The sequence below is a fragment of the Faecalicatena contorta genome (assembly GCF_021531895.1).
In the GTDB taxonomy this organism is placed as follows: domain Bacteria; phylum Bacillota; class Clostridia; order Lachnospirales; family Lachnospiraceae; genus JAFBIX01.
This window is the reverse complement of record NZ_JAFBIX010000019.1, coordinates 25,104-46,776: the sequence shown is the minus strand read 5'-3', so window position 1 is coordinate 46,776 and position 21,673 is coordinate 25,104. Positions and strand designations below refer to the sequence as shown.

At 38.9% G+C, this 21,673-nt stretch carries 24 protein-coding genes; 22 read left to right on the top strand and 2 right to left on the bottom strand.

The genetic code is table 11. The annotated features are described in order from the left end of the window. The first annotated feature begins 13 nt into the window (after positions 1 to 13). The 4 genes from JQM81_RS08960 (at position 14) to JQM81_RS08945 (ending at position 2,483) form a co-directional block, all read left to right on the top strand. Positions 14 to 589: an electron transport complex protein RnfA gene (locus JQM81_RS08960; protein WP_235233168.1), complete on the top strand. Its 576-nt coding sequence runs from the start codon at positions 14 to 16 to the stop codon at positions 587 to 589. A gap of 14 nt (positions 590 to 603) precedes the next feature. After that, positions 604 to 1,395, top strand: a complete 792-nt coding sequence (locus JQM81_RS08955; protein ID WP_235233167.1) for an RnfABCDGE type electron transport complex subunit B — start codon at positions 604 to 606, stop codon at positions 1,393 to 1,395. A gap of 88 nt (positions 1,396 to 1,483) precedes the next feature. Further along, positions 1,484 to 1,882: a DUF2752 domain-containing protein gene (locus tag JQM81_RS08950; protein WP_235233166.1), complete on the top strand. Its 399-nt coding sequence runs from the start codon at positions 1,484 to 1,486 to the stop codon at positions 1,880 to 1,882. A gap of 64 nt (positions 1,883 to 1,946) precedes the next feature. Beyond that, positions 1,947 to 2,483 (top strand): hypothetical protein, encoded by a 537-nt coding sequence (locus JQM81_RS08945; protein WP_235233165.1) that lies wholly within the window; start codon positions 1,947 to 1,949, stop codon positions 2,481 to 2,483. Between the two features lie 55 nt (positions 2,484 to 2,538). Here the strand turns inward: JQM81_RS08945 and JQM81_RS08940 are convergent, their stop codons facing one another. Beyond that, positions 2,539 to 3,519, bottom strand: coding sequence for an FAD:protein FMN transferase (locus JQM81_RS08940; protein ID WP_235233164.1), 981 nt, complete (start codon positions 3,517 to 3,519; stop codon positions 2,539 to 2,541). A 128-nt stretch (positions 3,520 to 3,647) separates the two neighbouring features. Between JQM81_RS08940 and JQM81_RS08935 the strand changes: the two genes are divergently transcribed. From JQM81_RS08935 to JQM81_RS08855, 17 genes are all read left to right on the top strand, one after another. Then, the gene (locus tag JQM81_RS08935) at positions 3,648 to 4,019 is read left to right on the top strand and encodes a NusG domain II-containing protein (protein ID WP_235233163.1); all 372 of its coding nucleotides are present in this window, start codon (positions 3,648 to 3,650) and stop codon (positions 4,017 to 4,019) included. Between the two features lie 13 nt (positions 4,020 to 4,032). Next, positions 4,033 to 4,524: a Gx transporter family protein gene (locus tag JQM81_RS08930; RefSeq protein WP_235233162.1), complete on the top strand. Its 492-nt coding sequence runs from the start codon at positions 4,033 to 4,035 to the stop codon at positions 4,522 to 4,524. A 9-nt stretch (positions 4,525 to 4,533) separates the two neighbouring features. Further along, positions 4,534 to 5,145 carry a Holliday junction branch migration protein RuvA gene (gene ruvA, locus JQM81_RS08925; protein WP_235233161.1) on the top strand — a complete coding sequence of 204 codons (612 nt, stop codon included), beginning with the start codon at positions 4,534 to 4,536 and terminating at the stop codon, positions 5,143 to 5,145. A 15-nt stretch (positions 5,146 to 5,160) separates the two neighbouring features. Further along, positions 5,161 to 6,168 carry a Holliday junction branch migration DNA helicase RuvB gene (ruvB, locus tag JQM81_RS08920; protein WP_235233160.1) on the top strand — a complete coding sequence of 336 codons (1,008 nt, stop codon included), beginning with the start codon at positions 5,161 to 5,163 and terminating at the stop codon, positions 6,166 to 6,168. A gap of 65 nt (positions 6,169 to 6,233) precedes the next feature. Continuing rightward, positions 6,234 to 6,647, top strand: a complete 414-nt coding sequence (zapA, locus tag JQM81_RS08915) for a cell division protein ZapA (RefSeq protein WP_235233159.1) — start codon at positions 6,234 to 6,236, stop codon at positions 6,645 to 6,647. A gap of 83 nt (positions 6,648 to 6,730) precedes the next feature. After that, the gene (locus tag JQM81_RS08910; protein ID WP_235233158.1) at positions 6,731 to 8,857 is read left to right on the top strand and encodes a peptidase U32 family protein; all 2,127 of its coding nucleotides are present in this window, start codon (positions 6,731 to 6,733) and stop codon (positions 8,855 to 8,857) included. 8 nt (positions 8,858 to 8,865) lie between these two features. Then, positions 8,866 to 10,338, top strand: a complete 1,473-nt coding sequence (locus JQM81_RS08905; RefSeq protein ID WP_235233157.1) for an FtsW/RodA/SpoVE family cell cycle protein — start codon at positions 8,866 to 8,868, stop codon at positions 10,336 to 10,338. A 37-nt stretch (positions 10,339 to 10,375) separates the two neighbouring features. Continuing rightward, entirely contained in the window at positions 10,376 to 11,707 is a 1,332-nt protein-coding gene (locus JQM81_RS08900) for a peptidoglycan D,D-transpeptidase FtsI family protein (protein WP_235233190.1), read from the top strand. Positions 11,708 to 11,731: 24 nt separating this feature from the next. Further along, positions 11,732 to 12,055, top strand: a complete 324-nt coding sequence (locus tag JQM81_RS08895; RefSeq protein WP_235233156.1) for a hypothetical protein — start codon at positions 11,732 to 11,734, stop codon at positions 12,053 to 12,055. Position 12,056: 1 nt separating this feature from the next. Further along, a complete protein-coding gene (locus JQM81_RS08890; protein WP_235233155.1) occupies positions 12,057 to 13,100 on the top strand; it encodes a DUF2953 domain-containing protein in 1,044 nt (347 codons plus the stop codon). Positions 13,101 to 13,121: 21 nt separating this feature from the next. Beyond that, positions 13,122 to 13,526, top strand: coding sequence for a GerW family sporulation protein (locus tag JQM81_RS08885; RefSeq protein ID WP_235233154.1), 405 nt, complete (start codon positions 13,122 to 13,124; stop codon positions 13,524 to 13,526). Positions 13,527 to 13,589: 63 nt separating this feature from the next. Continuing rightward, a complete protein-coding gene (locus JQM81_RS08880) occupies positions 13,590 to 13,727 on the top strand; it encodes a hypothetical protein (protein ID WP_235233153.1) in 138 nt (45 codons plus the stop codon). Positions 13,728 to 13,898: 171 nt separating this feature from the next. Beyond that, positions 13,899 to 14,087, top strand: coding sequence for a 50S ribosomal protein L28 (rpmB, locus tag JQM81_RS08875; RefSeq protein WP_235233152.1), 189 nt, complete (start codon positions 13,899 to 13,901; stop codon positions 14,085 to 14,087). Positions 14,088 to 14,271: 184 nt separating this feature from the next. Next, a complete protein-coding gene (locus JQM81_RS08870) occupies positions 14,272 to 14,631 on the top strand; it encodes an Asp23/Gls24 family envelope stress response protein (protein ID WP_235233151.1) in 360 nt (119 codons plus the stop codon). A gap of 19 nt (positions 14,632 to 14,650) precedes the next feature. Next, positions 14,651 to 16,324: a DAK2 domain-containing protein gene (locus JQM81_RS08865; RefSeq protein ID WP_235233150.1), complete on the top strand. Its 1,674-nt coding sequence runs from the start codon at positions 14,651 to 14,653 to the stop codon at positions 16,322 to 16,324. Between the two features lie 146 nt (positions 16,325 to 16,470). Continuing rightward, positions 16,471 to 18,501 carry an ATP-dependent DNA helicase RecG gene (recG, locus tag JQM81_RS08860; RefSeq protein WP_235233149.1) on the top strand — a complete coding sequence of 677 codons (2,031 nt, stop codon included), beginning with the start codon at positions 16,471 to 16,473 and terminating at the stop codon, positions 18,499 to 18,501. Positions 18,502 to 18,568: 67 nt separating this feature from the next. Further along, positions 18,569 to 18,772, top strand: coding sequence for an alpha/beta-type small acid-soluble spore protein (locus JQM81_RS08855; protein WP_159751513.1), 204 nt, complete (start codon positions 18,569 to 18,571; stop codon positions 18,770 to 18,772). 392 nt (positions 18,773 to 19,164) lie between these two features. Here the strand turns inward: JQM81_RS08855 and JQM81_RS08850 are convergent, their stop codons facing one another. Further along, positions 19,165 to 19,443 carry a type II toxin-antitoxin system HicB family antitoxin gene (locus tag JQM81_RS08850; RefSeq protein WP_235233148.1) on the bottom strand — a complete coding sequence of 93 codons (279 nt, stop codon included), beginning with the start codon at positions 19,441 to 19,443 and terminating at the stop codon, positions 19,165 to 19,167. Positions 19,444 to 19,594: 151 nt separating this feature from the next. Here JQM81_RS08850 and JQM81_RS08845 point away from each other — a divergent pair, with 151 nt between their 5' ends. Continuing rightward, a complete protein-coding gene (locus tag JQM81_RS08845) occupies positions 19,595 to 20,818 on the top strand; it encodes a D-alanyl-D-alanine carboxypeptidase family protein (protein ID WP_235233147.1) in 1,224 nt (407 codons plus the stop codon). Positions 20,819 to 21,673: the final 855 nt, after the last annotated feature.

Below are 21,673 nucleotides of genomic sequence, written 5' to 3'. Positions count from 1 at the left end.
GAGGAGTACATAGATGAAAGAATTATTGATTATTGCAATTGGTTCAGCTCTTGTAAATAACGTTGTACTCAGCCAGTTCCTTGGAATCTGCCCGTTCCTTGGTGTTTCTAAGAAGGTTGATACAGCAGCCGGAATGGGTGGCGCTGTAGTATTTGTTATTACAATTGCTTCATTTGTTACAGGTTTGATTTATAAGTTTATTTTGACACCATTGGGATTCGAATATTTGCAGACTATCGTATTTATTTTGATCATTGCGGCTTTGGTACAGTTTGTAGAGATGTTCCTGAAAAAGGCAATGCCGCCATTGTATAATGCGTTGGGTGTATATCTTCCGTTGATTACAACGAACTGTGCGGTACTTGGTGTAGCACTTACGAATGTTCAGAAAGAATATACACTTCTCGAAGGTGTTATCAATGGTGTTGGTACTTCTGTAGGATTCCTGATTGCAATTGTAATCATGGCAGGTATCCGTGAGAAGATTGAATATAATGATATTTCTGAGTCCTTCCAGGGAACTCCGATTGTTCTGATTACAGCGTGTCTGATGGCAATCGCATTCTGTGGATTCTCAGGACTGATTTAGAAGGAGGCATAACAATGAGTGTTACAGGTATTATTATTGCTGCGATCATCGTAGGCGGCACCGGATTATTCATTGGTGTGTTCCTTGGAGTCGCTGGCAAGAAGTTTGCAGTAGAAGTAGATGAGAGAGAAGAAGCTATTCTTGGAGTTCTGCCTGGAAATAACTGTGGTGGATGTGGTTATGCAGGATGTTCTGGTCTTGCAGCAGCAATCGTAAAAGGTGAAGCCGAAGTTGGTGGATGTCCGGTCGGTGGAGCACCAGTTGCTGCAAAAGTTGGTGAGATCATGGGAATTGCAGCTGGAGAGCAGGTTCATCAGGTTGCATTCGTGAAATGTGCGGGGACTTGTGATAAAGCACAGCAGGAATACGAGTATCATGGATTAAATGATTGTGTAATGGTCAACATGATGCAGGACGGCGGACCGAAGGCATGTAATTATGGATGTCTTGGCGAAGGAAGCTGTGTAAAGGCATGTCCATTTGATGCAATTCATATTGTAAACGGGGTTGCTGTTGTTGATAAGGAAGAATGTAAAGCTTGCGGTAAATGTATTGCTGTATGTCCGAAGAAGCTGATTGAGCTGGTTCCATATGAACAGAAACATATGGTTCAGTGTAGTTCCAGAGACAAAGGTAAGGATGTTATGAAAGCATGTTCTGTTGGATGTATTGGATGTAAGATGTGTGAAAAAGTCTGCCAGTTTGATGCCGTAAAGGTTGAAGGTAACATTGCACACATTGATCCAGAAAAGTGTACGAACTGTGGAGCATGTGCAGAAAAATGTCCAAAGAAGATTATTTTATAATTTTATGAAAAGAAAAGAATGTTCTTTAAAAAAGATCATATGCAGAGCTCTCACTTTATTGTGGGAAGATATTAAGGCGGCAAAATGGGTGATTATTCTTATAATCGCCTATTTTGCGTTCATGAAAAAATTTTTATATAGCTTATGTCCGATGGTGCTTATTACGGGATTCCCATGCCCGGGATGTGGATTAACCAGAGCAGCATTCTGTCTGTTTCATTTCGATTTTTTGAATGCATTTTTTATACATCCTTTTATATATCCGATTGTGATCTATCTGGTGATATTTGGGTGGAACCGCTACCTGTTGGGACGCAAGATGGGGAGAGGATTGTTGTGGGGAATGATTGGAATTATGGCTGCGATGATGTTGTTTTATATATTGCGGATGTTTGTCTGTTTTCCTGGTGACCCTCCAATGAGTTATTATGAATATAATTTATTTGCATATATACAAAAAGTTATACAAATAGTATGGTTTGTTTAGTGATTGAAATTCATGTATCTGCATGATAGAATATAGTTGTTAATAAGGCAAGGAGGATAATACGATGGAAAACCAAAATGATAATATTCCAGAGGAAACTCAGGATTCTCAACAGACATACAATAGTGCGGATATAAATGGACAACAATATACAGATCCAAATGCAGGACAGCAGCCTTATCAGAATCCACAATACCAAAATCAACAATATCAGTATACGAACCAGAATAATGATTATAATCAATACCAGAGTGGTTATAATTATAATCAGCAACAGAATTATAATTACAATCAACAGAATGGTTATAATTATCAGGATAATTATAGTTATAATACAGGAACCTATAATCAGGCATATGAACCGGGTATGGATAATAGTCCCATGACTATGGGTGATTGGGTGTTGACGATTCTAGCATCCTGCATTCCATGTTTCGGAATTGTTATTTACTTTGTTTGGGCATTTAGTAAAAAAGGTAATGTAAACCGCAGAAATTATTGTCGGGCTTCTTTGATTATTACAGGAGTCATATTGGTTGTTTATTTGGTATTTATGATAATTTTTGGAGTAGCATTTTTTAGTGCATCAGGAACATATTGATAAGATGAGTAGATAAAAAACATCAGGAATGCTTTCCTGATGTTTTTTATGCTGATTAATATTGGAAATTTTTGGAATAGTGGATTTTGTTATCGTTTGTGATGAACACAGCATCAACATTATCCAGCTGATTAATTAGTTTCATACCTTCATCAAATCCAAGTAGAAAACAGGTTGTACTCAATGCATCTGCAGTAAGAGATGAATCGGTGATGATAGTGACACTATATAAGTTGTTTTCACAAGGATAACCTGTATTGGGGTCAAGTATGTGATGATAAATCTTTCCATCAGATTCAAAATATCGTTGATAGATACCGGATGTTACCACAGATTTATTGGAAACCTTTACAGAAGTAATAGGTTGCCCGCTTTCGTCAAATGGTTTCTGGATGCCGATATTATAGTCTGATCCATCTATTTTGCCACCCATTGTCAGTACATTTCCGCCAAGATTAATAACTGCGTGTTTTACACCTTGCTCTTTTAGGTACGCTTTCAATCGATCGGCGATGTAACCTTTGGCAATAGCCCCAACATCAATAGATGCATAAGGGTCGGTCAGACGTACTGTGTTGTTGGTAATTATAATCTGGTTGTAGTCTACATGACTGACTGCAGAGGCAACGGTATCAGCTGCTGGAATCTCAGGAGTTTCTGATTTAAAGTCCCAGAGATTGGAGACGGCGCCGATAGTAATGTCGAATGCACCATTCGACATCTCGCTGTAATAGATTCCTTTTTTAATAATTGTTATTGTTTCGTCTGATACTTCGACTGGATTTCCACCGGCATGGTTAATCTGAGATATTTCGCTATCTTCTGTTTTATTCGAAAACATAGTATCATATTTTTCACAGAGCTTTGCGCAGCCATCTAAAACGTCATCCTCTATGGCATCATAGATTTGGATACTGATCACGGTATCAAAAAAAGTTCCGGTATACGTCTGATCACGTTCTTTGGGAAGCCCTGAGCAGCCAGATATTAAAAGAACAGCAGAAATAAGTAATGCGGTTAATCGTTTATATTTCATAGAACACCTCGTGATTTTGATAGTCTTAGTATAACACAAAAAAGAAGATATGCAATCGAACATGTGGTTGAAGGTAAGATTGGGTTGTGTTAGAATAAAACTCATAGGAATAAAGAGGTAAATGAAATATGAAAATGGAATTTAAGAAAAAAGATGGTATTCTGATACTGACAATTCTATGTATCGCTGTTTTAATGATACTTGTGCATGTGTTTATCGGAGGAAAAGGGGCAAGTAAGGCAATTGTTAAAGTGAATGGAGAGATTCAGGGCGTTTACAGTCTGTCAGAAGATCAGGAGATAGAAATCAATCATGGAACGAATATACTTCAGATTAAAAATGGAAAGGCCGATATGATTGAGGCAGACTGCCCAGATCAATTGTGCGTGCACCAGAAAAAAATTTCAATGAATCATGAGAGTATTATCTGTCTTCCGAACAGAGTTGTTGTGGAGATTGAAAGTAGTGAAAATAGCGAATATGATGCGGTGACGAATTAGGAGGCAGATACATGTGAAGAGCAAAGTTGCTTATTTTGGGGTATTTACGGCATTAGCGTTGATTTTTAGTTATGTTGAAACTTTGATACCGATTAATTTTGGAATTCCGGGAGTAAAGTTGGGGCTTGCTAACCTGATTATTGTGATTGCACTGTATAAGATGCGTTTGCGAGAAGTTTATCTGCTGTCGATTGTCAGAGTTTTATTGTCCGGTTTTATTTTCGGTAATTATTTTAGCATTATCTATAGTTTGGCGGGAGGGCTTCTTAGTCTTACAGTTATGGCAGTTTTTAAGCGAAAAGATGGGTTCAGTATTATGGGGATTAGCATTGCCGGCGGAGTATTTCATAATGTTGGGCAATTGATTGTGGCTATGTTGGTTGTGGAGACATTTAGCGTGGCATATTACGTTCCGGTGTTATTAATTGCTGGAATGATAACTGGACTGCTTATTGGAATTGTGTCAAATGAGATGTTAAAAAGACTGGTGAATGTACATTTTTAGGAGGGATATATGATATCTTATTTAAGGGGAGAAATTGCAGCATACGAAGAAGATAAAGTGATTATTGATGTAGGCGGAGTTGGCTACGGTGTATTTATGTCAGGTCGGGCAATGGGGCTTATGCCGGCTCTCGGGACAGAAGTGAAGATACATACATATCTGAACGTGAAGGAAGATGCCATGCAGTTATATGGCTTTTTAACGAGAGATGAATTGAATGTGTTTCGATTGTTGATCGGTGTAAACGGAATCGGTCCAAAAGGTGGCTTAGGAATTTTGTCAGCGTTAAGCCCGGATGATCTTAGATTTGCTGTGATGTCAAATGATATAAAGGCAATTTGTGCAGCACCTGGGATTGGGAAGAAGACAGCAGAAAAGATGATATTGGAATTAAAGGATAAGTTACGTCTTGAGGATGCTTTGGAACACAGTGCTTCTGCTTCTGTGATGTCTGGTAGTGTGAATTACCACAATGAGGTACAGAGTGAGGCCGTACAGGCATTGGTAGCCCTGGGATATGGCAATACTGAGGCATTAAAAGCAGTCAAACAAGTGGAATTTGAAGAAAATATGGAAGTAGAGGATGTGCTGAGGCAAGCTTTAAAATATATGATGTTTTAGCACAGGGTGAAAGACATGAGCAGGCGAATTGTTACAACAGAAAATCTGGAAGAAGATGTCAAGATAGAGAATCATCTGCGTCCACAGTTGTTGAAAGACTATATAGGACAGGAAAAGACAAAAGAGACTCTGAAAATTTATATAGAAGCTGCAAAGGCAAGAAATGAGGCGTTGGATCATGTGTTGTTTTATGGTCCGCCAGGATTGGGAAAGACGACACTTGCAGGAATCATAGCTAATGAGATGAATGTAAACATTAAGATTACTTCAGGTCCGGCAATAGAAAAGCCTGGAGAGATGGCAGCGATTTTAAATAATCTTCAGGAAGGAGACATTTTATTTGTTGATGAGATACACAGGTTGAATCGTCAAGTGGAAGAAGTACTCTATCCGGCGATGGAAGATTATGCTATTGATATTATGATTGGAAAGGGTGCCAGTGCAAGATCTATTCGCCTGGATTTACCCAAATTTACCCTGGTGGGAGCTACGACAAGAGCAGGAATGTTGACAGCTCCTTTGAGAGATCGGTTCGGCGTTGTCAACCGTCTGGAATTTTATACGGTCGAAGAATTAAAAACAATCATTCTTCGATCGGCAAAGGTGCTGGAAGTAGGAATTGATGACAAAGGAGCATATGCTCTTGCAAGGCGCTCCCGTGGAACGCCGAGAATTGCAAACAGACTTTTGAAGCGTGTCAGAGATTTTGCACAGATTAAATATGAAGGATATATTTCCGAGGAAGTGGCGAATTATGCATTAGATCTTCTTGATGTGGATAAAGAAGGCTTGGATCAAACCGACAGGAATCTTCTGATAACCATGATCGAAAGATTTCAGGGTGGACCGGTAGGCTTAGAAACTTTAGCAGCTACTGTAGGTGAAGATTCCGGGACCATAGAGGATGTTTATGAACCATATTTACTGAAAAATGGATTCATTCAAAGAACACCTCGCGGGCGGATTGTTACAGACAGCGCTTATTGTCATCTGGGAATTTCACGTGAAAATGAAGAAAAATAGTTGGTTTTTATATCAGATTAGTTTATAATAGTTATCAGATATTATAAAAGTTCGAGGAGGCTTCTATGGCATCATCAAAAAACTATACGGAAGTATTAATAGGAGGAAAGGTATTTACCTTGAGTGGCTTTGAAAGCGAGGACTATTTGCAGAAGGTATCTACCTATTTAAATCATAAGATTGAAGAATGCAGCAACAGTGAAGGATATCGTAAGCAAAGTGCGGAGACCAGAAGTATTCTTTTGGCATTGAACATTGCGGATGATTACTTTAAAGCCAGAAAGCAAGGCGGCTCTCTAGAGAGTGATATAGAAGCAAAGGATAAAGAGATGTATGATCTGAAGCATGAATTGATATCTGTTCAAATTAAGCTGGAGAATGCGGAGAAATCTATGGACAAGCTAAAAGAAGAGAATAAGGAACTTCAGATGAAGATTGTCCAGCTGGAAACAGAGATTAAAAATAATCATAAAAAATAGGCTGTCTATGGACAGCCTATTTATCATATAGGAGAATACTTCGAATATAGATGAATTTTGATAAGGAAGCAGGAAAAAGATATATGAACAGGAAAATTGAAATACTGGCGCCTGCAGGTTCTTATGAAAGCCTGAAAGCTGCTATATGTGCAGGAGCAGATGCAATTTATGTCGGAGGCAGTCAGTTTGGCGCAAGGGCTTATGCAAAGAATCTGGCGCAGGATGATATGCTTCAGGCTATAGACTATGTACACATACATGGGAGAAAGATTTATCTTACAGTAAATACTTTACTTAAAGATGATGAACTGAATAGTCTGTATGAATATCTTCTTCCTTTTTATCAGCAAGGATTGGATGGAGTGATTGTCCAGGATGTTGGGGTGGTCAGATTCCTGAAGAAATATTTCCCAGATCTTGCGATTCATGCCAGCACCCAGATGACAATTACTAATCAAAAGGGAGCAGAGTTCTGGAAAAATCAAGGTGTCGTACGGGTAGTGCCGGCGCGGGAACTCTCTCTTTCAGAGATTCGAAAGATGAAAGAAGAGACGGGATTAGAGATTGAATGCTTTGTGCATGGAGCGCTGTGTTATTGCTATTCTGGACAATGCCTTTTGAGCAGCATGATTGGAGGAAGGAGTGGAAACCGAGGGCAATGTGCCCAGCCATGCCGTCTGCCTTATAGTGTCGAAGGGCAAAAACCGGCAGATATCATGAGTTTAAAAGATCTGTGCACGATTGATTTTCTGCCAGAGTTAATAGAAGCTGGAATTGATTCTTTTAAAATTGAAGGGCGAATGAAGCAGCCAGACTATGTATATACGGTGGTTAGTATGTATCGAAAATATACAGACCTTTATTTCGCGGAAGGGGCTTCTGGATATAAGGTCCTGAAATCGGACCGTGAGAAATTGCTTGGCGCTTATCAGAGAAGAGGATACAGTGATGGATATTATAGGCAGCATAATGGAAAGAATATGATTTCTTTCCAACGTCCGACAGGAAATGAAGAGGTAATGGAGCTGCCAGAATACAAAACCCAAGAAAAAATTAATGGGAAATTAATACTTTCTTTGGGGGAAAGTGCTAAACTGTTTCTGGAATATGGGGATTGTGAGATTGTCTGTGAAGGAGCTGCGCCGGATATGGCTAAGCGACAGCCGCTGGATAAAAAGCGAGTGGAAAAGCAGATGCGAAAAACAGGGAATACACAATTTATATTTGATCGATTTGATGTTGAGATAGATGGGGCAGTATTTCTTCCGATGCAGGCATTAAATGAGCTTCGCAGAGAAGGAATTGAAAAATTGTCAGTATGTATACTTGAAAAATACCGAAGGGATATTCCACAATTTTCAGGAATATTTGTGAATGAGAAAAATGTTGCTTCATCCTTTGAAGCAACCGTTTTGTCAGCTTCGGTTCAATCAGTAGAACAGCTTGAGTTTGTTATACAATCGGAGATAATAAAGAATGTTTATGTAGACAGTGCAGTCGGAATGGGGCAGCGAGCAATTAAAATCTTAGAAGAAAAAGCTCAAAACCAAAAGTATTATCTGGCAATGCCTTATATTTTCCGAGAGAAGACCATTAAGAATTATGAAAAGAAATATCCAATATTAGAACAGTATTATGATGGAGTGCTAATCCGTAACTGGGAAAGTTATCAATGGCTTACAGAGCATGGGTTTCATAAGGAAATCCGTTCGGATCACAATATGTATGTCTTCAATCATTCTGGCAGGGCGTTTCTTCAAGAACAAGGGATTGCTCAGTTTACCGCTCCGGCGGAGTTAAATGACTGGGAACTTAACAAATTGGGAATTGATAATGCCAGTCTGATTGTGTATGGATATCAACCGGTAATGGTAACGGCAAATTGTATCCAGAAGACTAGTGGCAAATGCTTGAAGGAAGAAGGATATCTATCTATTCGCGACAGATATCAGAAGAAGTTTACAGTAAAACGATGCTGTCAATACTGCTATAATATAATATATAATTCTGCACCGCTTTTCTTGGCGGATAAAGCAGAAGAAATTCAAAAACTTGCTCCGGCGGAATTACGCATGGATTTTACGACCGAGACGTGTGGACAGATGCAGAAGATTGTAGAATGTTATCAGTCAGCATTTCTGGAGCATCAAAAAGTATCCACACCGGAAACGGAATTCACAAGGGGACATTTTAAACGGGGCGTGAAGTAGGTGAAGATTTGGTAAATATTATTGTTGAATTGTCAAAATATCTTATGATCGTGCTGATTACGGCTTATACATACTTATGTTTCAGCATATTTGGATATTATGATCCGGATAAGAAAAAAAGTCTGCTTAGAAAGCAAAATGTATTAATGTTTATGATACATATTATTGCATTTCTGGTATTGTACCTGAAGACAGAAGAAATAAAAATACTGGCATTTTATTTAATGCAGGTGGTATTATTTGGTGTAGTTATACTTTTGTACACGAATATCTATCCCAAGGTATCCAGACTAGTCGTTAATAATATGTGCATGCTTTTGTGCATCGGGATGATTATTCTGACCAGGCTAAATTACGAAAAGGCGGTAAAGCAATATGTGATTGCTGCTGGAGCGATTGTAATCAGTCTCGTGGTTCCGGTCATTATCCGGAAATTCAAAAAACTTTCCGAATGGAGAAATCTATATGCAATCGCTGGAATTGCATCTCTGGCATTTGTTGTAGTAGCTGGACAAGTATCTTATGGGGCGAAGTTGGGATTTACGATAGGCGGTATCAGCATACAGCCTTCGGAATTAGTGAAAATTATTTTTGTTTTTTTTGTTGCCTCAAGTTTTAAGAAATCGTTGGAATTTAAAAATATTGTGATAACAACAGCACTTGCAGCTTTTCATGTATTGATTTTGGTGGTGTCAAAAGATCTTGGAGCAGCACTTATTATTTTTGTAGTGTATCTTGCGATGCTTTATGTTGCTACACATCAGCCTCTTTATATATTGGCAGGACTCGGTGCCGGAAGTGTAGCATCTGTAGGAGCATATTATCTGTTTAATCATGTAAGGACTCGAGTGATCGTGTGGAAAGATCCATTCGCTTCTTATGATAATGGTGGGTATCAAGTGGCACAGTCTTTATTTGCCATCGGGACCGGTGGATGGTTTGGAATGGGACTGTATCAGGGAATGCCGGATCAGATTCCTGTAGCAGATGAAGATTTTATCTTTTCTGCAATATCCGAAGAATTGGGATTGATATTTGCGTTATGCACAATCTTGATTTGTGTCAGCTGCTATATTATGTTTTTGAATATCGCAATGCAGCTTCATAATATGTTTTATAAGATGGTTGCGTTGGGACTTGGAACATGTTATATCTTTCAGGTGTTCTTGAATATCGGTGGTGTGACAAAATTTATTCCATCAACGGGTGTAACACTTCCGTTGGTAAGTTATGGAGGAAGTTCGCTCCTTAGTACACTGATTATGTTTGCAATTATTCAAGGACTATATATATTAAGGGAAGACGAGGAAGAAGATATTGAAAGAAAGAAAAAGGAAAGGCTACGAGCAAAGAGAAGCGGACAAGAGAATAAAAAGAGAGCAAGAAAAGCAGCAGATGTCCCGGAAAGAGCGCAGAGAAGCCAACCGAAACGACAAGTGCAAGGCAAAGGAAAAGCGCGCAAGGAACAAAGAGTTCGCTAGGGTTACTTATATTTTTGTGGCATTGTTCCTTGTTATGATGGGATATATCGTTTATTTCCAGGTAGTCAAGAGCGAAGAGATTATCAGAAGCCCTTATAATGCAAGACAAGACGCTTATGCAGATCGTGTGGTCCGAGGAAAAATTGTTGATAAGAATGGAAATGTTCTTGCACAGTCATCCGTCTCAGAAGATGGGACGGAGAGTCGTGAATATCCTTACGGGAATATGTTTGCTCATGTTGTGGGATATAGTGTGCAAGGCAAAGCCGGGCTTGAGTCGGTAGAAAATTATGAGCTTCTGACATCTCATGCATTTTTCCTGGAAAAACTGGTCAACGAATTCCAGAATAAGAAGAATACAGGAGATACGGTTGTGACAACCTTGGATCTGAATCTTCAACAGGCGGCTTACAATGCGCTGGGAGATTATAAAGGAGCGGTTGTGGTAATAGAACCTAGTACCGGCAAGATTTTGGCTATGGTGTCCAAACCGGATTTTGATCCGAATACAGTAGAACAGAACTGGGAAGCCTTAAATACAGATGAAAATAGCGTGTTGTTAAACCGGGCTACGCAAGGACAGTATGCGCCGGGATCAACTTTTAAAGTTATTACGGCATTGGAATATATGCGGGAACATGCAGATTATGACACATACAGCTATAATTGCACGGGAACCATAGAGCAGGATGGAGTTTCTATTCACTGTTATAACGGTCATGTGCATGGCCAGGTCGGTTTTCAGGATAGTCTGGCTTATTCATGTAATACATCCTTTTCAAATATTGGTTTGTCATTAGATGTAAGCAAATTCCAGGAAACAACTAAGGAATTGTTATTTGATTCAAAACTTCCGTCAGAGTTATCATATAGTAAGAGTAAATTCTCACTTAATACTAGTGATGGAAGTGCAGATAAGATGATGACAGCCATGGGACAAGGAAAGACGCAGGTAAGCCCATATCATATGGCGTTGATTACAGCTGCGATTGCCAATGGAGGAACATTAATGAAGCCTTATCTGGTAGATTGTGTGACGAATTATGCTGGTCAGGAAGTGACGAAAAATACTCCGGAAGAATATAAAACTTTGATGACGCAAGAAGAAGCTTCGCAATTAAAGCAATATATGAAGAGTGTGGTAGATTATGGAACAGCATCTGTATTGAGTGGACAGAGCTATACGGCGGCTGGTAAGACTGGAACAGCAGAATATAGTTCCGATAAGGAAAAGGATCATTCATGGTTTATCGGAATGTCGAATGTAGATAATCCAGAACTGGTCATCAGCGTAATTATTGAAGCTTCAGATGGTTCTGCAAAAGCCGTAAATGTGGCAAAACAAGTATTTGACGCATATTATTATTAATTCGGGGTTCATAGGAGTGGAAATATGCAGTACTATAGGCATTTGTATCTGACAGAAGGGCTGAAAAAAAAGAAGTCAAAGATTATTGAAAAACTGGAAAACAATAAATTCCAGATGAATATTCATATTGTGACGTTGGCAAACAATAAACAGAACCATTTGGAAATCTATCATTCTGCAGTATTATTACAACCAAATTTTCCTCACGATGATTTCTTTGTAGTAGGAATCGCAAAAGATTATGAGGATGCGGTGGAACTTGTGGAAGAAATTGTTCAGGAAGTGTATAATGAGACCAAAGGAGCAGATATTCGTTCCTATATATTAAGAAAAGAACAGGAAGAGTAAGATGCTACATATTCTATTGCTTATCTTGAAAATTCTAGGAATTATAATTGCAGTGATACTGGGGATACTGGTATTACTGGTTTGTATTGTCCTTTTTGTTCCTATCAGATACAAAGTAGAAGCTTCTTGTGATGGGACCCTTTCCGGTGTCAAAGCGAAAACCAGAGTGACTTGGTTGCTGCATCTGATAAAAATAACGGCGTCTTATGAGGAGAAACAATTATTCTGGTGTATCAGGATTGCATGGAAGCATATTCAAAGTGAGCAGGAATCAACACAATCTGTGAAAGAAGAGGTGGAATCTTATGAAAAAGAATTGGAACAATTATTGGAGGAAGATGCAGAAGGAATTTCAGAGGAGTCGGAAAAGAAGCAGGAAAAAAGGCTGGAAGTCCACGGCAAAAGCGATCAAGACCTTTCGGAAGAAATTAAAAAAGAACCCGAAATATCTGAAGGAATTACAGAAGAATTTCAAGAAGATCAAAAAGCAGTGGAAGAAGCAGAAACCTGTTCTGATGAGACAAGGGAAGAATCTGATGATGGCAGTAGGAAAGAACGGAAGCGCGTATGGCAGAAAATTGCAGGAATCTATCAGAAAGGTGTTCAAAAGATAAAAGATATCTATCGGAAGATTAAATGTACAATCAAAGGTTTCTGTGATAAAATAAAAGCATTATTAGAAAAGAAAGAGAAAATCTGCATGTTTCTCACGGATGAGATTCATAAAAAAGCGTTCCTCAAGGTGAAAGATGAGGTTTTTTATCTTTTGAGGAAGCTAAGACCAAAGCGATTGGAAGCAGACATTCGTTTTGGTTTTGAAGACCCTTACAGAACAGGACAGTTGCTTGCAGGATTTAGTATGCTCTATCCTTTCGTAGAAGACCATGTTAGGGTGGAACCAGATTTTGAAAATCAGATTCTGGAAGGCAATCTGCATGTAGCGGGAAAAATGCGAGGCAGTTTTTTTATAAAACTTTTGTGGAGTCTTATCTGGAGCAGGGAAGTGCGAATGACGTATCGAGATATAAAGAAGTTTGAATTATAAGCATTTAGGAGGAAGAAAGATATGGCAGATAATAATTTTAAAGGAACGGTTGAGGCGCTCTTTCAAGGAATGGATGGAGTAGTATCCTCAAAGACGGTTGTTGGAGATGCAATTCATATAGGGGATACCATTATTCTTCCGTTGGTGGATGTATCATTTGCAATTGGAGCCGGAGCATTTAATGGAGATAAGAAAGAAAAAGGAGCCGGAGGATTGGGAGGAAAGATGACTCCTAGTGCAGTGCTTGTGATTCAGAATGGACATACTAAGCTTGTCAATGTAAAAAATCAGGATACGATTACCAAGATACTGGATATGGTACCGGACGTTATTGACAAATTTTCTTCGAACAAAGAAGATAAGATGACGGAAGAAGATGTTATGGATATTCTGGATGAGGCAGAGCAGGATTCTGATGGAAAATAGGATTAGTCATGAATTTGCATGAATTTGCATATATTATATAAAATGCAGGCAAAGGTGAAGACAATGAAGCGCGTGGTAGGTTTTGCCTTGTTCTGGGTAGCAGTTGGCATTATTCTGGCATTGATTTTGCCGAATACTTTTATAGAAGTGTTATGCATCTTGTTGTGTGTATTAGCAGGATATAACCTGTTCTGTTGTTAATACTTATTTCAAAGCATGATGCTAGGATGAATCGTGGATTTGTGCATTGTATTGATACTATAATCAAAGAAAAATGCAAATAATACTTGCAATTCATATATTCTTCTGTTACAATAACTAGTGTTGTGAGTCTGGAGAACAGACTATATATGAGCGTTAGGAGGTGCAGTCATGGCAAAATGTGCTATTTGTGAAAAGGGTGCTCACTTTGGAAATAATGTAAGCCACTCTCATAGAAAATCACCAAAGATGTGGAAATCAAATGTAAAATCTGTTCGTGTTAAAACAGAAAATGGAGCTACAAAGAGAATGTATGTTTGTACTTCTTGTTTAAAATCAGGCAGAGTTGAGCGTGCGTAATGAAGGTTAAAACTCAGATTTCGCTTTGGAATCTGAGTTTTTTATTGCTCATTAATTGATATAATAAAGTAATTATGTAATACGAAGCATCAACGTTTTCGTATTGTAATATATAAAAAAAAAGAGTATAATATACTTATTATTATGACTTCATAAGTTTAGAGAAGAATTGGAGGTTTTAGATATGAAGGGATGTATGAGTACAGATCTTGGTATTGTGACGATTGATTCTGAAGTGATTGCAAAATATGCTGGAACTGTGGCAGTGGAATGTTTTGGTATTGTTGGAATGGCTGCAGTAAATGTAAAAGATGGTTTGGTTCATCTGTTGAAAAAGGAGAGTCTGACCAGAGGAATTCAGGTGGGTATCTCAGATGATAATCATATCAGCATTAACTTCCATATTATTGTTGCATATGGTGTAAGTATTTCTGCTGTTACTGAGAATTTGATCAGTAATGTAAAATATAAAGTAGAAGAATTTTCGGGAATGCCGGTAGATAAGATCAATGTCTACATTGAAGGCGTCAGAGTCATCGATTAGTTAAGGAGGAGCATTAGAAGTGGCTACGAAAACTATAAGTGTGGACATGCTTGCAAAGATGTTTTTGGCAGGTGCACAGAATATTGAGGCAAAGAAAGAATTTATCAATGAATTAAATGTATTTCCGGTACCGGATGGAGATACAGGAACGAATATGTCACTTACGATTATGTCAGCAGCAAAAGAAGTGACTGCATTAAGTAAACCTGATATGAAAGAACTGGCAAAAGCGATTTCTTCTGGATCCCTTCGTGGTGCACGAGGTAACTCAGGTGTTATCCTTTCACAGTTATTAAGAGGATTTACCAAATCTATCCGTGAGGAAAAGGAGATTGATGTTCTTGGATTGGCTGCTGCCTGCTCAAGAGCAAGAGATACTGCGTATAAAGCTGTTATGAAACCAAAAGAAGGTACGATTCTGACAGTTGCAAGTGGTATTGCAGATAAAGCGGCTCAGATGGCAGAAGAGACAGACGATCTTGAGGTCTTTATCCCAGCAGTCATTGAGCATGCTGAAGAAGTGCTTGCCAAGACACCGGATATGTTACCTGTATTGAAAGAAGCGGGAGTTGTAGATTCTGGCGGACAAGGTCTTTTAGAAGTTATAAAGGGCGCTTATGATGCGTTTTTGGGAAAAGAGATTGACTATAGTGCTATTTCCCCAAGCGCTGGTATGTCTGTGACGAAGATTAATGCACAGGATACAGCAGATATCAAGTTTGGCTATTGTACTGAGTTCATTATTCTGACAGAGAAGGAATTTACAGAAACAGATGAGCATGAATTTAAGGCATATTTGTCCTCTATCGGTGATTCTATCGTATGTGTCGCTGATGATGATGTGGTAAAGATTCATGTGCATACAAATGATCCGGGACTGGCAATTCAAAGAGCTTTGACATATGGACAGCTGTCGCGTATGAAAATTGATAATATGCGCGAGGAACATCAGGAAAAATTAATTCGTGATGCAGAGAAATTGGCCGCCGAAGAGGCTGAAAAAGAAGCACAGAAAAAAGCGAAAGAGCCAAGAAAACCGATGGGATTTATTACAGTATCTATCGGAGAAGGATTGAATGAGATATTTAAAGAGTTGGGAGCGGATTATATTATTGAAGGCGGACAGACAATGAATCCAAGTACGGAAGATATGCTGAATGCTATTGATCAAGTGAATGCAGATACAGTCTTTATATTGCCAAATAATAAGAATATTGTGTTGGCTGCAAATCAGGCAAAAGCATTGGTGGAAGATAAAGAAATCATTGTAATCCCGACCAAGACTGTACCGCAAGGAATTACTGCTATTATAAACTTTATGCCAGATGCAGATGCGAAGATGAACGAAGAGACAATGCTTGAAGAGATTCAACGTGTAAAATCTGGTCAGGTTACTTATGCTGTTAGAGATACTCATATTGATGATAAAGAGATTCATGAAGGCGATATTATGGGTATTGGTGATAAAGGAATTCTTGCAGTTGGAAAAGGAATTGAAGAGACTACGAAGGCAATGTTGGAGCAACTTGTAGATAAGGAGTCTGAATTGATCAGTCTTTATTACGGAGAGGAAGTCAAGGAAGAAGATGCGGAACAGTTGATTCAAGAGATTGAAGAATTGTATCCAGATGTGGATGTAGATGCACATTTTGGTGGACAGCCAATATACTATTATGTTCTTGCAGTTGAATAAATAAATCATCAGGTAGATAAAATAATATATAGGCAGGGCCAGATTTCTGTGACTGTAGGGCGTTGTCCCTTAGGAACGGAGCTGGCCTTTTTATTGCCATACAGTTGGAAAAATTTTCGATGGAAGGTTTTGCGGGTGGAGCATATATGATAGAGCAGACTAGTATCAAAGAAATCAAAGGAATTGGTGAGAAAACACAGAAGTTATTTGAAAAAGTCGGAGTCAGCACAGTCGGGGATTTGATTCGATACTATCCCAGAGGATATGATGTCTATGAAGATGCGGTGCCGGTCAGTGAGGTAGAAGAGGGAAGGACGCAGACGATAACTGGTACTGTCTATGGTCGTATACAAGTGTCCGGAAGTAGAAGTATGCAGGTTACTACACTGTATGTGAAAGACTTGACTGGTACAATAAAAGTTATCTGGTTTCGTATGCCTTTTTTGCGGAATACACTTGCAAAAGGTGGTGTGATTACTCTAAGGGGAAGAGTCGTGCGTAAACGAGATGGTTTGGTAATGGAACATCCGGAAATCTTTTATCCAAGTGAAAAATATAAGGAGAAATTGAACACTTTGCAGCCAATCTATGGATTGACAGCGGGATTGTCGAATAATGTGGTATCAAAAGCAGTCAAACAGGCTTTGGATGGTCTGGATCTGACACGAGAATTTTTGCCTGACAAAATACGAATGAGGTATGGACTGGCGGAATATAATTTCGCAATTCGTGGAATTCATTTTCCAGAGGATAAAGAAGTGTTCTATCATGCAAGAGAGAGGCTGGTCTTTGATGAATTCCTGGCATTTATTCTTACACTTCGAAAGCTAAAAGATAAGAATGAGAAGTTGGAAAATGAATATGTGATTTCCAAAAAACCAGAGGTAGAAGAGTTTATCCGGCGTTTACCATATCGTTTGACGAATGCGCAGAGAAAAGTGTGGGAAGAGATTGCTTCTGATATGGCATCCGTTACGACCATGTCTCGTTTGGTGCAGGGAGATGTTGGCTCAGGAAAGACAATCGTTGCAGTCCTGGCGTTGTTGAATACGGCATGGAATGGATATCAGGGTGCAATGATGGCGCCTACGGAAGTGTTGGCGAGGCAGCATTATGAATCGATTACGAGGTTATTTGAAGAATACGACATTCGGATAAAAGTAGAATTGCTGACGGGATCTATGACGGCAAAGGAGAAGCGCAGAGCTTATGATAGGATCGAGTGTGGATATGCGAAGATTATCATCGGCACACATGCGCTGATTCAAGATCGGGTTAATTATGATTGCCTTGCGCTGGTAGTTACAGATGAGCAGCACCGTTTTGGTGTGAAACAGCGGGAGACATTTGCCAAAAAAGGAAGAGTGCCACATGTGTTGGTCATGAGTGCGACTCCAATACCAAGAACATTGGCAATTATCTTGTATGGTGATCTGGATATTTCTGTGATCGACGAATTGCCGGCAAACCGACTCCCAATAAAAAATTGTGTGGTAGATACCAGTTACAGGAAAACAGCCTATTCATTTATGAGAAAACAAGTGGCCGAAGGGCGCCAATGTTACATTATTTGTCCAATGGTGGAGGAAAGTGAACATCTGGAAGTTGAAAATGTAATTGATTATGCTTCTGCACTACAAGAAGAAATGGGAGAAGAAATCAATGTATCTTATCTTCATGGGAAGATGAAACAGACAGAAAAAGATGACATTATGGAGCGATTCGGAAAGAATGAGATCCAGATTCTGGTATCAACAACGGTTATTGAAGTGGGAATTGATGTACCAAATGCAACGGTTATGATGATCGAGAACTCAGAACGTTTTGGATTGGCACAACTTCATCAGCTTCGCGGCAGAGTAGGGAGAGGGAAATACCAGTCTTATTGTATCTTTATGACTGGTTCAAAATCAAAAGAAACCAAAGAAAGGCTGGATATATTAAATAAGTCAAATGACGGGTTTAAGATAGCAAGTGAAGATCTTAGACTTCGTGGACCTGGTGATCTCTTTGGAATTAGACAGAGTGGACTGATGGATTTTAGACTTGGCGATATATATCAGGATGCCCGGATATTACAGATGGCAAATGAAGCCGCTGATACCCTTACAGAGTCTGCGTGTGATTGGTTGAAAAATCTTCCAAATTATGAAGGAAATACTAGTGTAATAATCTAAATCCTCCATATACTATGATTGTAACAAAACCAAAAGTTACAAAGTTACCAAAAGGAGGAGTATAACAATGACAAGTTCATCAAACAGAGCAGCCGTGCCTGAAGCAAAAGGCGCATTAGACAAGTTTAAATACGAGGTTGCAAACGAATTAGGCGTACCGTTAACAGACGGTTACAACGGAGACCTGACATCTAGACAGAATGGTTCTGTTGGTGGTTATATGGTTAAAAAAATGATCGAACAGCAGGAAAAACAGATGGCTGGTAAATAAGAAAAATGAATGAAATTGGGACGTAGACTTTTTACAAAAGTCTACGTCCCAAATTTCATTTTGTGGTGTACCTAAATGAAAAATGTGGTGTACCTAGATGAATAAATTGTAAAAAATTGTCGATAAAAAATATGATATTTTGATAAAAAATCAGACAAATTATTTGAGATTTATGACAGTTTATGATAATCTATATATACAAAATGTTACAGAGATTTGTAGAGGTTATGATAAGGGTTCAATTGGACAATCTGTCCAATTTAATAAGCGGAAATACATATGATATGAATTCCGCTTTCTTTCTCCACAAAATGTGGAGTCTATATGGGCAGGATGGCGATATTGCCACCTGCTCTTCTTTTTTCGAATTTTAGTGAATGACAGAAAATGTTCTATTCGTCCCAGCCTTCATAAAAACGGACGTTTACGGATATATTTCTTACAATATCGCCTTCTTTAAGTTCGATATCGCTAATATCTGAGACATAGGGCATTAAAGGTTCTTCTTCGGATAATTCTAATGTAATCCAATCGCGGGCGGCTTCATTTGCACTGTCAATGGCATCATCCAAGGTTTCACCTTCTCCGTAGCAACATTCTAAATCTGGAAAGTACCCTTTGTATTTTCCATCTTCTGTCTTATGGAATACTGCGGGATATATAAATTTCATAATGTTCCTCCTATAAACTTTTTTCGAAATCTATTATAGGAGTTTTATAAGAAGAAAACAATAGTAAAATCGTATGCATGTATTTGGAATAATTTGTTTAGGCTGTTATTAGAATGGTAGTAATAGACGAATATCCAGAAGGAGTTGTTGTATGAAATTTGTTCTGGCAGTAATCCTAAGCGTCGCATTATGTGTACATCCTGTATATGCTATGGAGATAAGAGGGCCAATTTTGTACACGGATGTGCAAGAAACAACAAATACGCAGGAAACAACAGAAAGTCCGAAGGAGGAATCAATTATAGTTAGTGCACCCTCGGCAATCTTGATGGAGGCTTCGACAGGACAGGTCATTTATGAAAAGGATGCTGATACACAGAGACCACCAACCAGCGTTACAAAGGTGATGACTTTACTCTTGATCTTTGATGCACTAGAGGAAGGAAAGATTAGTTTAGAAGATGAAGTGACAACTTCAGAATATGCGGCATCTATGGGAGGTTCACAGGTGTTCCTGGAGCCTGGCGAAGTGCAAACGGTTGATACATTGATAAAATGTATATCTGTTGCAAGTGCTAATGATGCCTGCGTAACAATGGCGGAGTATATCTGTGGCAGTGAAGAGGCATTTGTAGAGCAAATGAATAAGAGGGCAGAAAAACTGGAAATGAAAAATACACATTTTGTAAATTGTAATGGACTAGACGCAGAAGGACATCTGACGACTGCGCGAGACATTGCGTTAATGTCAAAAGAGTTGATTACTACATATCCTCAAATATACGATTATTGCAAAATCTGGATGGAAAATATCACACACACAACAAAGAAAGGTACTTCTGAGTTTGGATTGACTAATACCAATAAACTAATTCGACAATATGAATATGCGACAGGTTTAAAAACCGGTTCGACTAGTCAGGCAAAATTCTGTGTATCTGCAACTGCGCAGAAGAATGAGATTGATTTGATTGCGGTGATCATGGCGGCAGATGATAGTAAAACGCGCGTAAAGGATGCAATTACACTTTTCAATTATGGATTTGGAAAATGTAATAAATATAAAGAGGAGCATATGGAAAAATTAGCCCCTGTATCTGTACAACGAGGTGTGAAAAAAGAGGTAAAAATAGAACAGAAAGGCGCCTTTTCCTATATAGATACGACTGGTTCTGACTTAAATTCCATAGAAAGGAAGATAGTCATTGACTCGAAGATAAAAGCACCTGTGAAAAAAGGTGATAAATTGGGAGAAATTCAATATTATTTGAACGGAGATCAAATTGGAGAAAGAGATATTCTGGCGATGGAAACGGTAGAAGAAATTACTTATAAGAGTGCGTTGGAAGGGGTTGCAAAAGAGTTGTTGCTTTAGATGGGAATTTAGATGAGTAAATTTTGTGATTGAGGAGTGCACGGCGCAAGGGAGTTGGATCGGTTGGTCTGTATCTGGTATCCTTCGCTGAGAATCCATAACAGAAAAAAGAACTGCAATTTCGTGACCGGACTGATTCACCGAGAAATTTGGATAATTTCTCGATTCAGCAGTCCTTTCGAATTTGGTCTGTAACCAAATTCTCACACGGAATTGCAGTTCTTTTTTCTGTAACGGATTCTAGTGCTTGGATAAACGGATACAGACCAACCGATCCAACTCCCTTGCGCCTGACATTCTCAATCACGGAATGAACTCATCTGGGGGAATTCCTAGCGTGAAGCGCAATGGGGAGCGATGTTTTTATACTATTCATCATTATTTCAATGGAAGATTCAGTTAGTTATTCTGCCAGTTTTTTGACAATATCTTTACTATGATCGTTCGCTCTGCATGACGCGCAGGAATTCTCCCGGATGAGGAAGTTGCGGATTTGGGGGATGTCAGGCGAGAAGATGGATTGGATGGTTGCCGTTCGTTGGACAAGCGCTAGAATCCGTTACTGTAAAAGAAGCAGATATTTTGTGCGAAGATCTGGCTTCAAGCCAGATCTGAGAAGGCTGCTGAGCCTCGAAATCATCAAGATTTCGGGGTGAATCAGTCTGGTCACAAAATATCTGCTTCTTTTCCTGTTATGGATTCTTAGCGAAGGACTCCGCAATGGCAACCATCCAATCCATCCTCTCGCCGTACACCTTCCAATCACCAACTAACTCATCTAAATTCCCCTATGCAATTGCAAAATCATTGGATTAATTATATAATTATCCAAGATAAAAAAGGAGAGAAATAATT

Excerpts from the sequence above, each read along its gene's own strand:
- JQM81_RS08960 (WP_235233168.1), top strand. The coding sequence starts at position 14 with ATGAAAGAATTATTGATTATTGCAATTGGTTCAGCTCTTGTAAATAAC.
- JQM81_RS08955 (WP_235233167.1), top strand. The coding sequence starts at position 604 with ATGAGTGTTACAGGTATTATTATTGCTGCGATCATCGTAGGCGGCACC.
- JQM81_RS08945 (WP_235233165.1), top strand. The coding sequence starts at position 1,947 with ATGGAAAACCAAAATGATAATATTCCAGAGGAAACTCAGGATTCTCAA.
- JQM81_RS08940 (WP_235233164.1), bottom strand. The coding sequence starts at position 3,519 with ATGAAATATAAACGATTAACCGCATTACTTATTTCTGCTGTTCTTTTA.
- JQM81_RS08935 (WP_235233163.1), top strand. The coding sequence starts at position 3,648 with ATGAAAATGGAATTTAAGAAAAAAGATGGTATTCTGATACTGACAATT.
- ruvA (WP_235233161.1), top strand. The coding sequence starts at position 4,534 with ATGATATCTTATTTAAGGGGAGAAATTGCAGCATACGAAGAAGATAAA.
- ruvB (WP_235233160.1), top strand. The coding sequence starts at position 5,161 with ATGAGCAGGCGAATTGTTACAACAGAAAATCTGGAAGAAGATGTCAAG.
- zapA (WP_235233159.1), top strand. The coding sequence starts at position 6,234 with ATGGCATCATCAAAAAACTATACGGAAGTATTAATAGGAGGAAAGGTA.
- JQM81_RS08910 (WP_235233158.1), top strand. The coding sequence starts at position 6,731 with ATGAACAGGAAAATTGAAATACTGGCGCCTGCAGGTTCTTATGAAAGC.
- JQM81_RS08900 (WP_235233190.1), top strand. The coding sequence starts at position 10,376 with ATGGGATATATCGTTTATTTCCAGGTAGTCAAGAGCGAAGAGATTATC.
- JQM81_RS08895 (WP_235233156.1), top strand. The coding sequence starts at position 11,732 with ATGCAGTACTATAGGCATTTGTATCTGACAGAAGGGCTGAAAAAAAAG.
- JQM81_RS08890 (WP_235233155.1), top strand. The coding sequence starts at position 12,057 with ATGCTACATATTCTATTGCTTATCTTGAAAATTCTAGGAATTATAATT.
- JQM81_RS08885 (WP_235233154.1), top strand. The coding sequence starts at position 13,122 with ATGGCAGATAATAATTTTAAAGGAACGGTTGAGGCGCTCTTTCAAGGA.
- JQM81_RS08880 (WP_235233153.1), top strand. The coding sequence starts at position 13,590 with ATGAAGCGCGTGGTAGGTTTTGCCTTGTTCTGGGTAGCAGTTGGCATT.
- rpmB (WP_235233152.1), top strand. The coding sequence starts at position 13,899 with ATGGCAAAATGTGCTATTTGTGAAAAGGGTGCTCACTTTGGAAATAAT.
- JQM81_RS08870 (WP_235233151.1), top strand. The coding sequence starts at position 14,272 with ATGAAGGGATGTATGAGTACAGATCTTGGTATTGTGACGATTGATTCT.
- recG (WP_235233149.1), top strand. The coding sequence starts at position 16,471 with ATGATAGAGCAGACTAGTATCAAAGAAATCAAAGGAATTGGTGAGAAA.
- JQM81_RS08855 (WP_159751513.1), top strand. The coding sequence starts at position 18,569 with ATGACAAGTTCATCAAACAGAGCAGCCGTGCCTGAAGCAAAAGGCGCA.
- JQM81_RS08850 (WP_235233148.1), bottom strand. The coding sequence starts at position 19,443 with ATGAAATTTATATATCCCGCAGTATTCCATAAGACAGAAGATGGAAAA.
- JQM81_RS08845 (WP_235233147.1), top strand. The coding sequence starts at position 19,595 with ATGAAATTTGTTCTGGCAGTAATCCTAAGCGTCGCATTATGTGTACAT.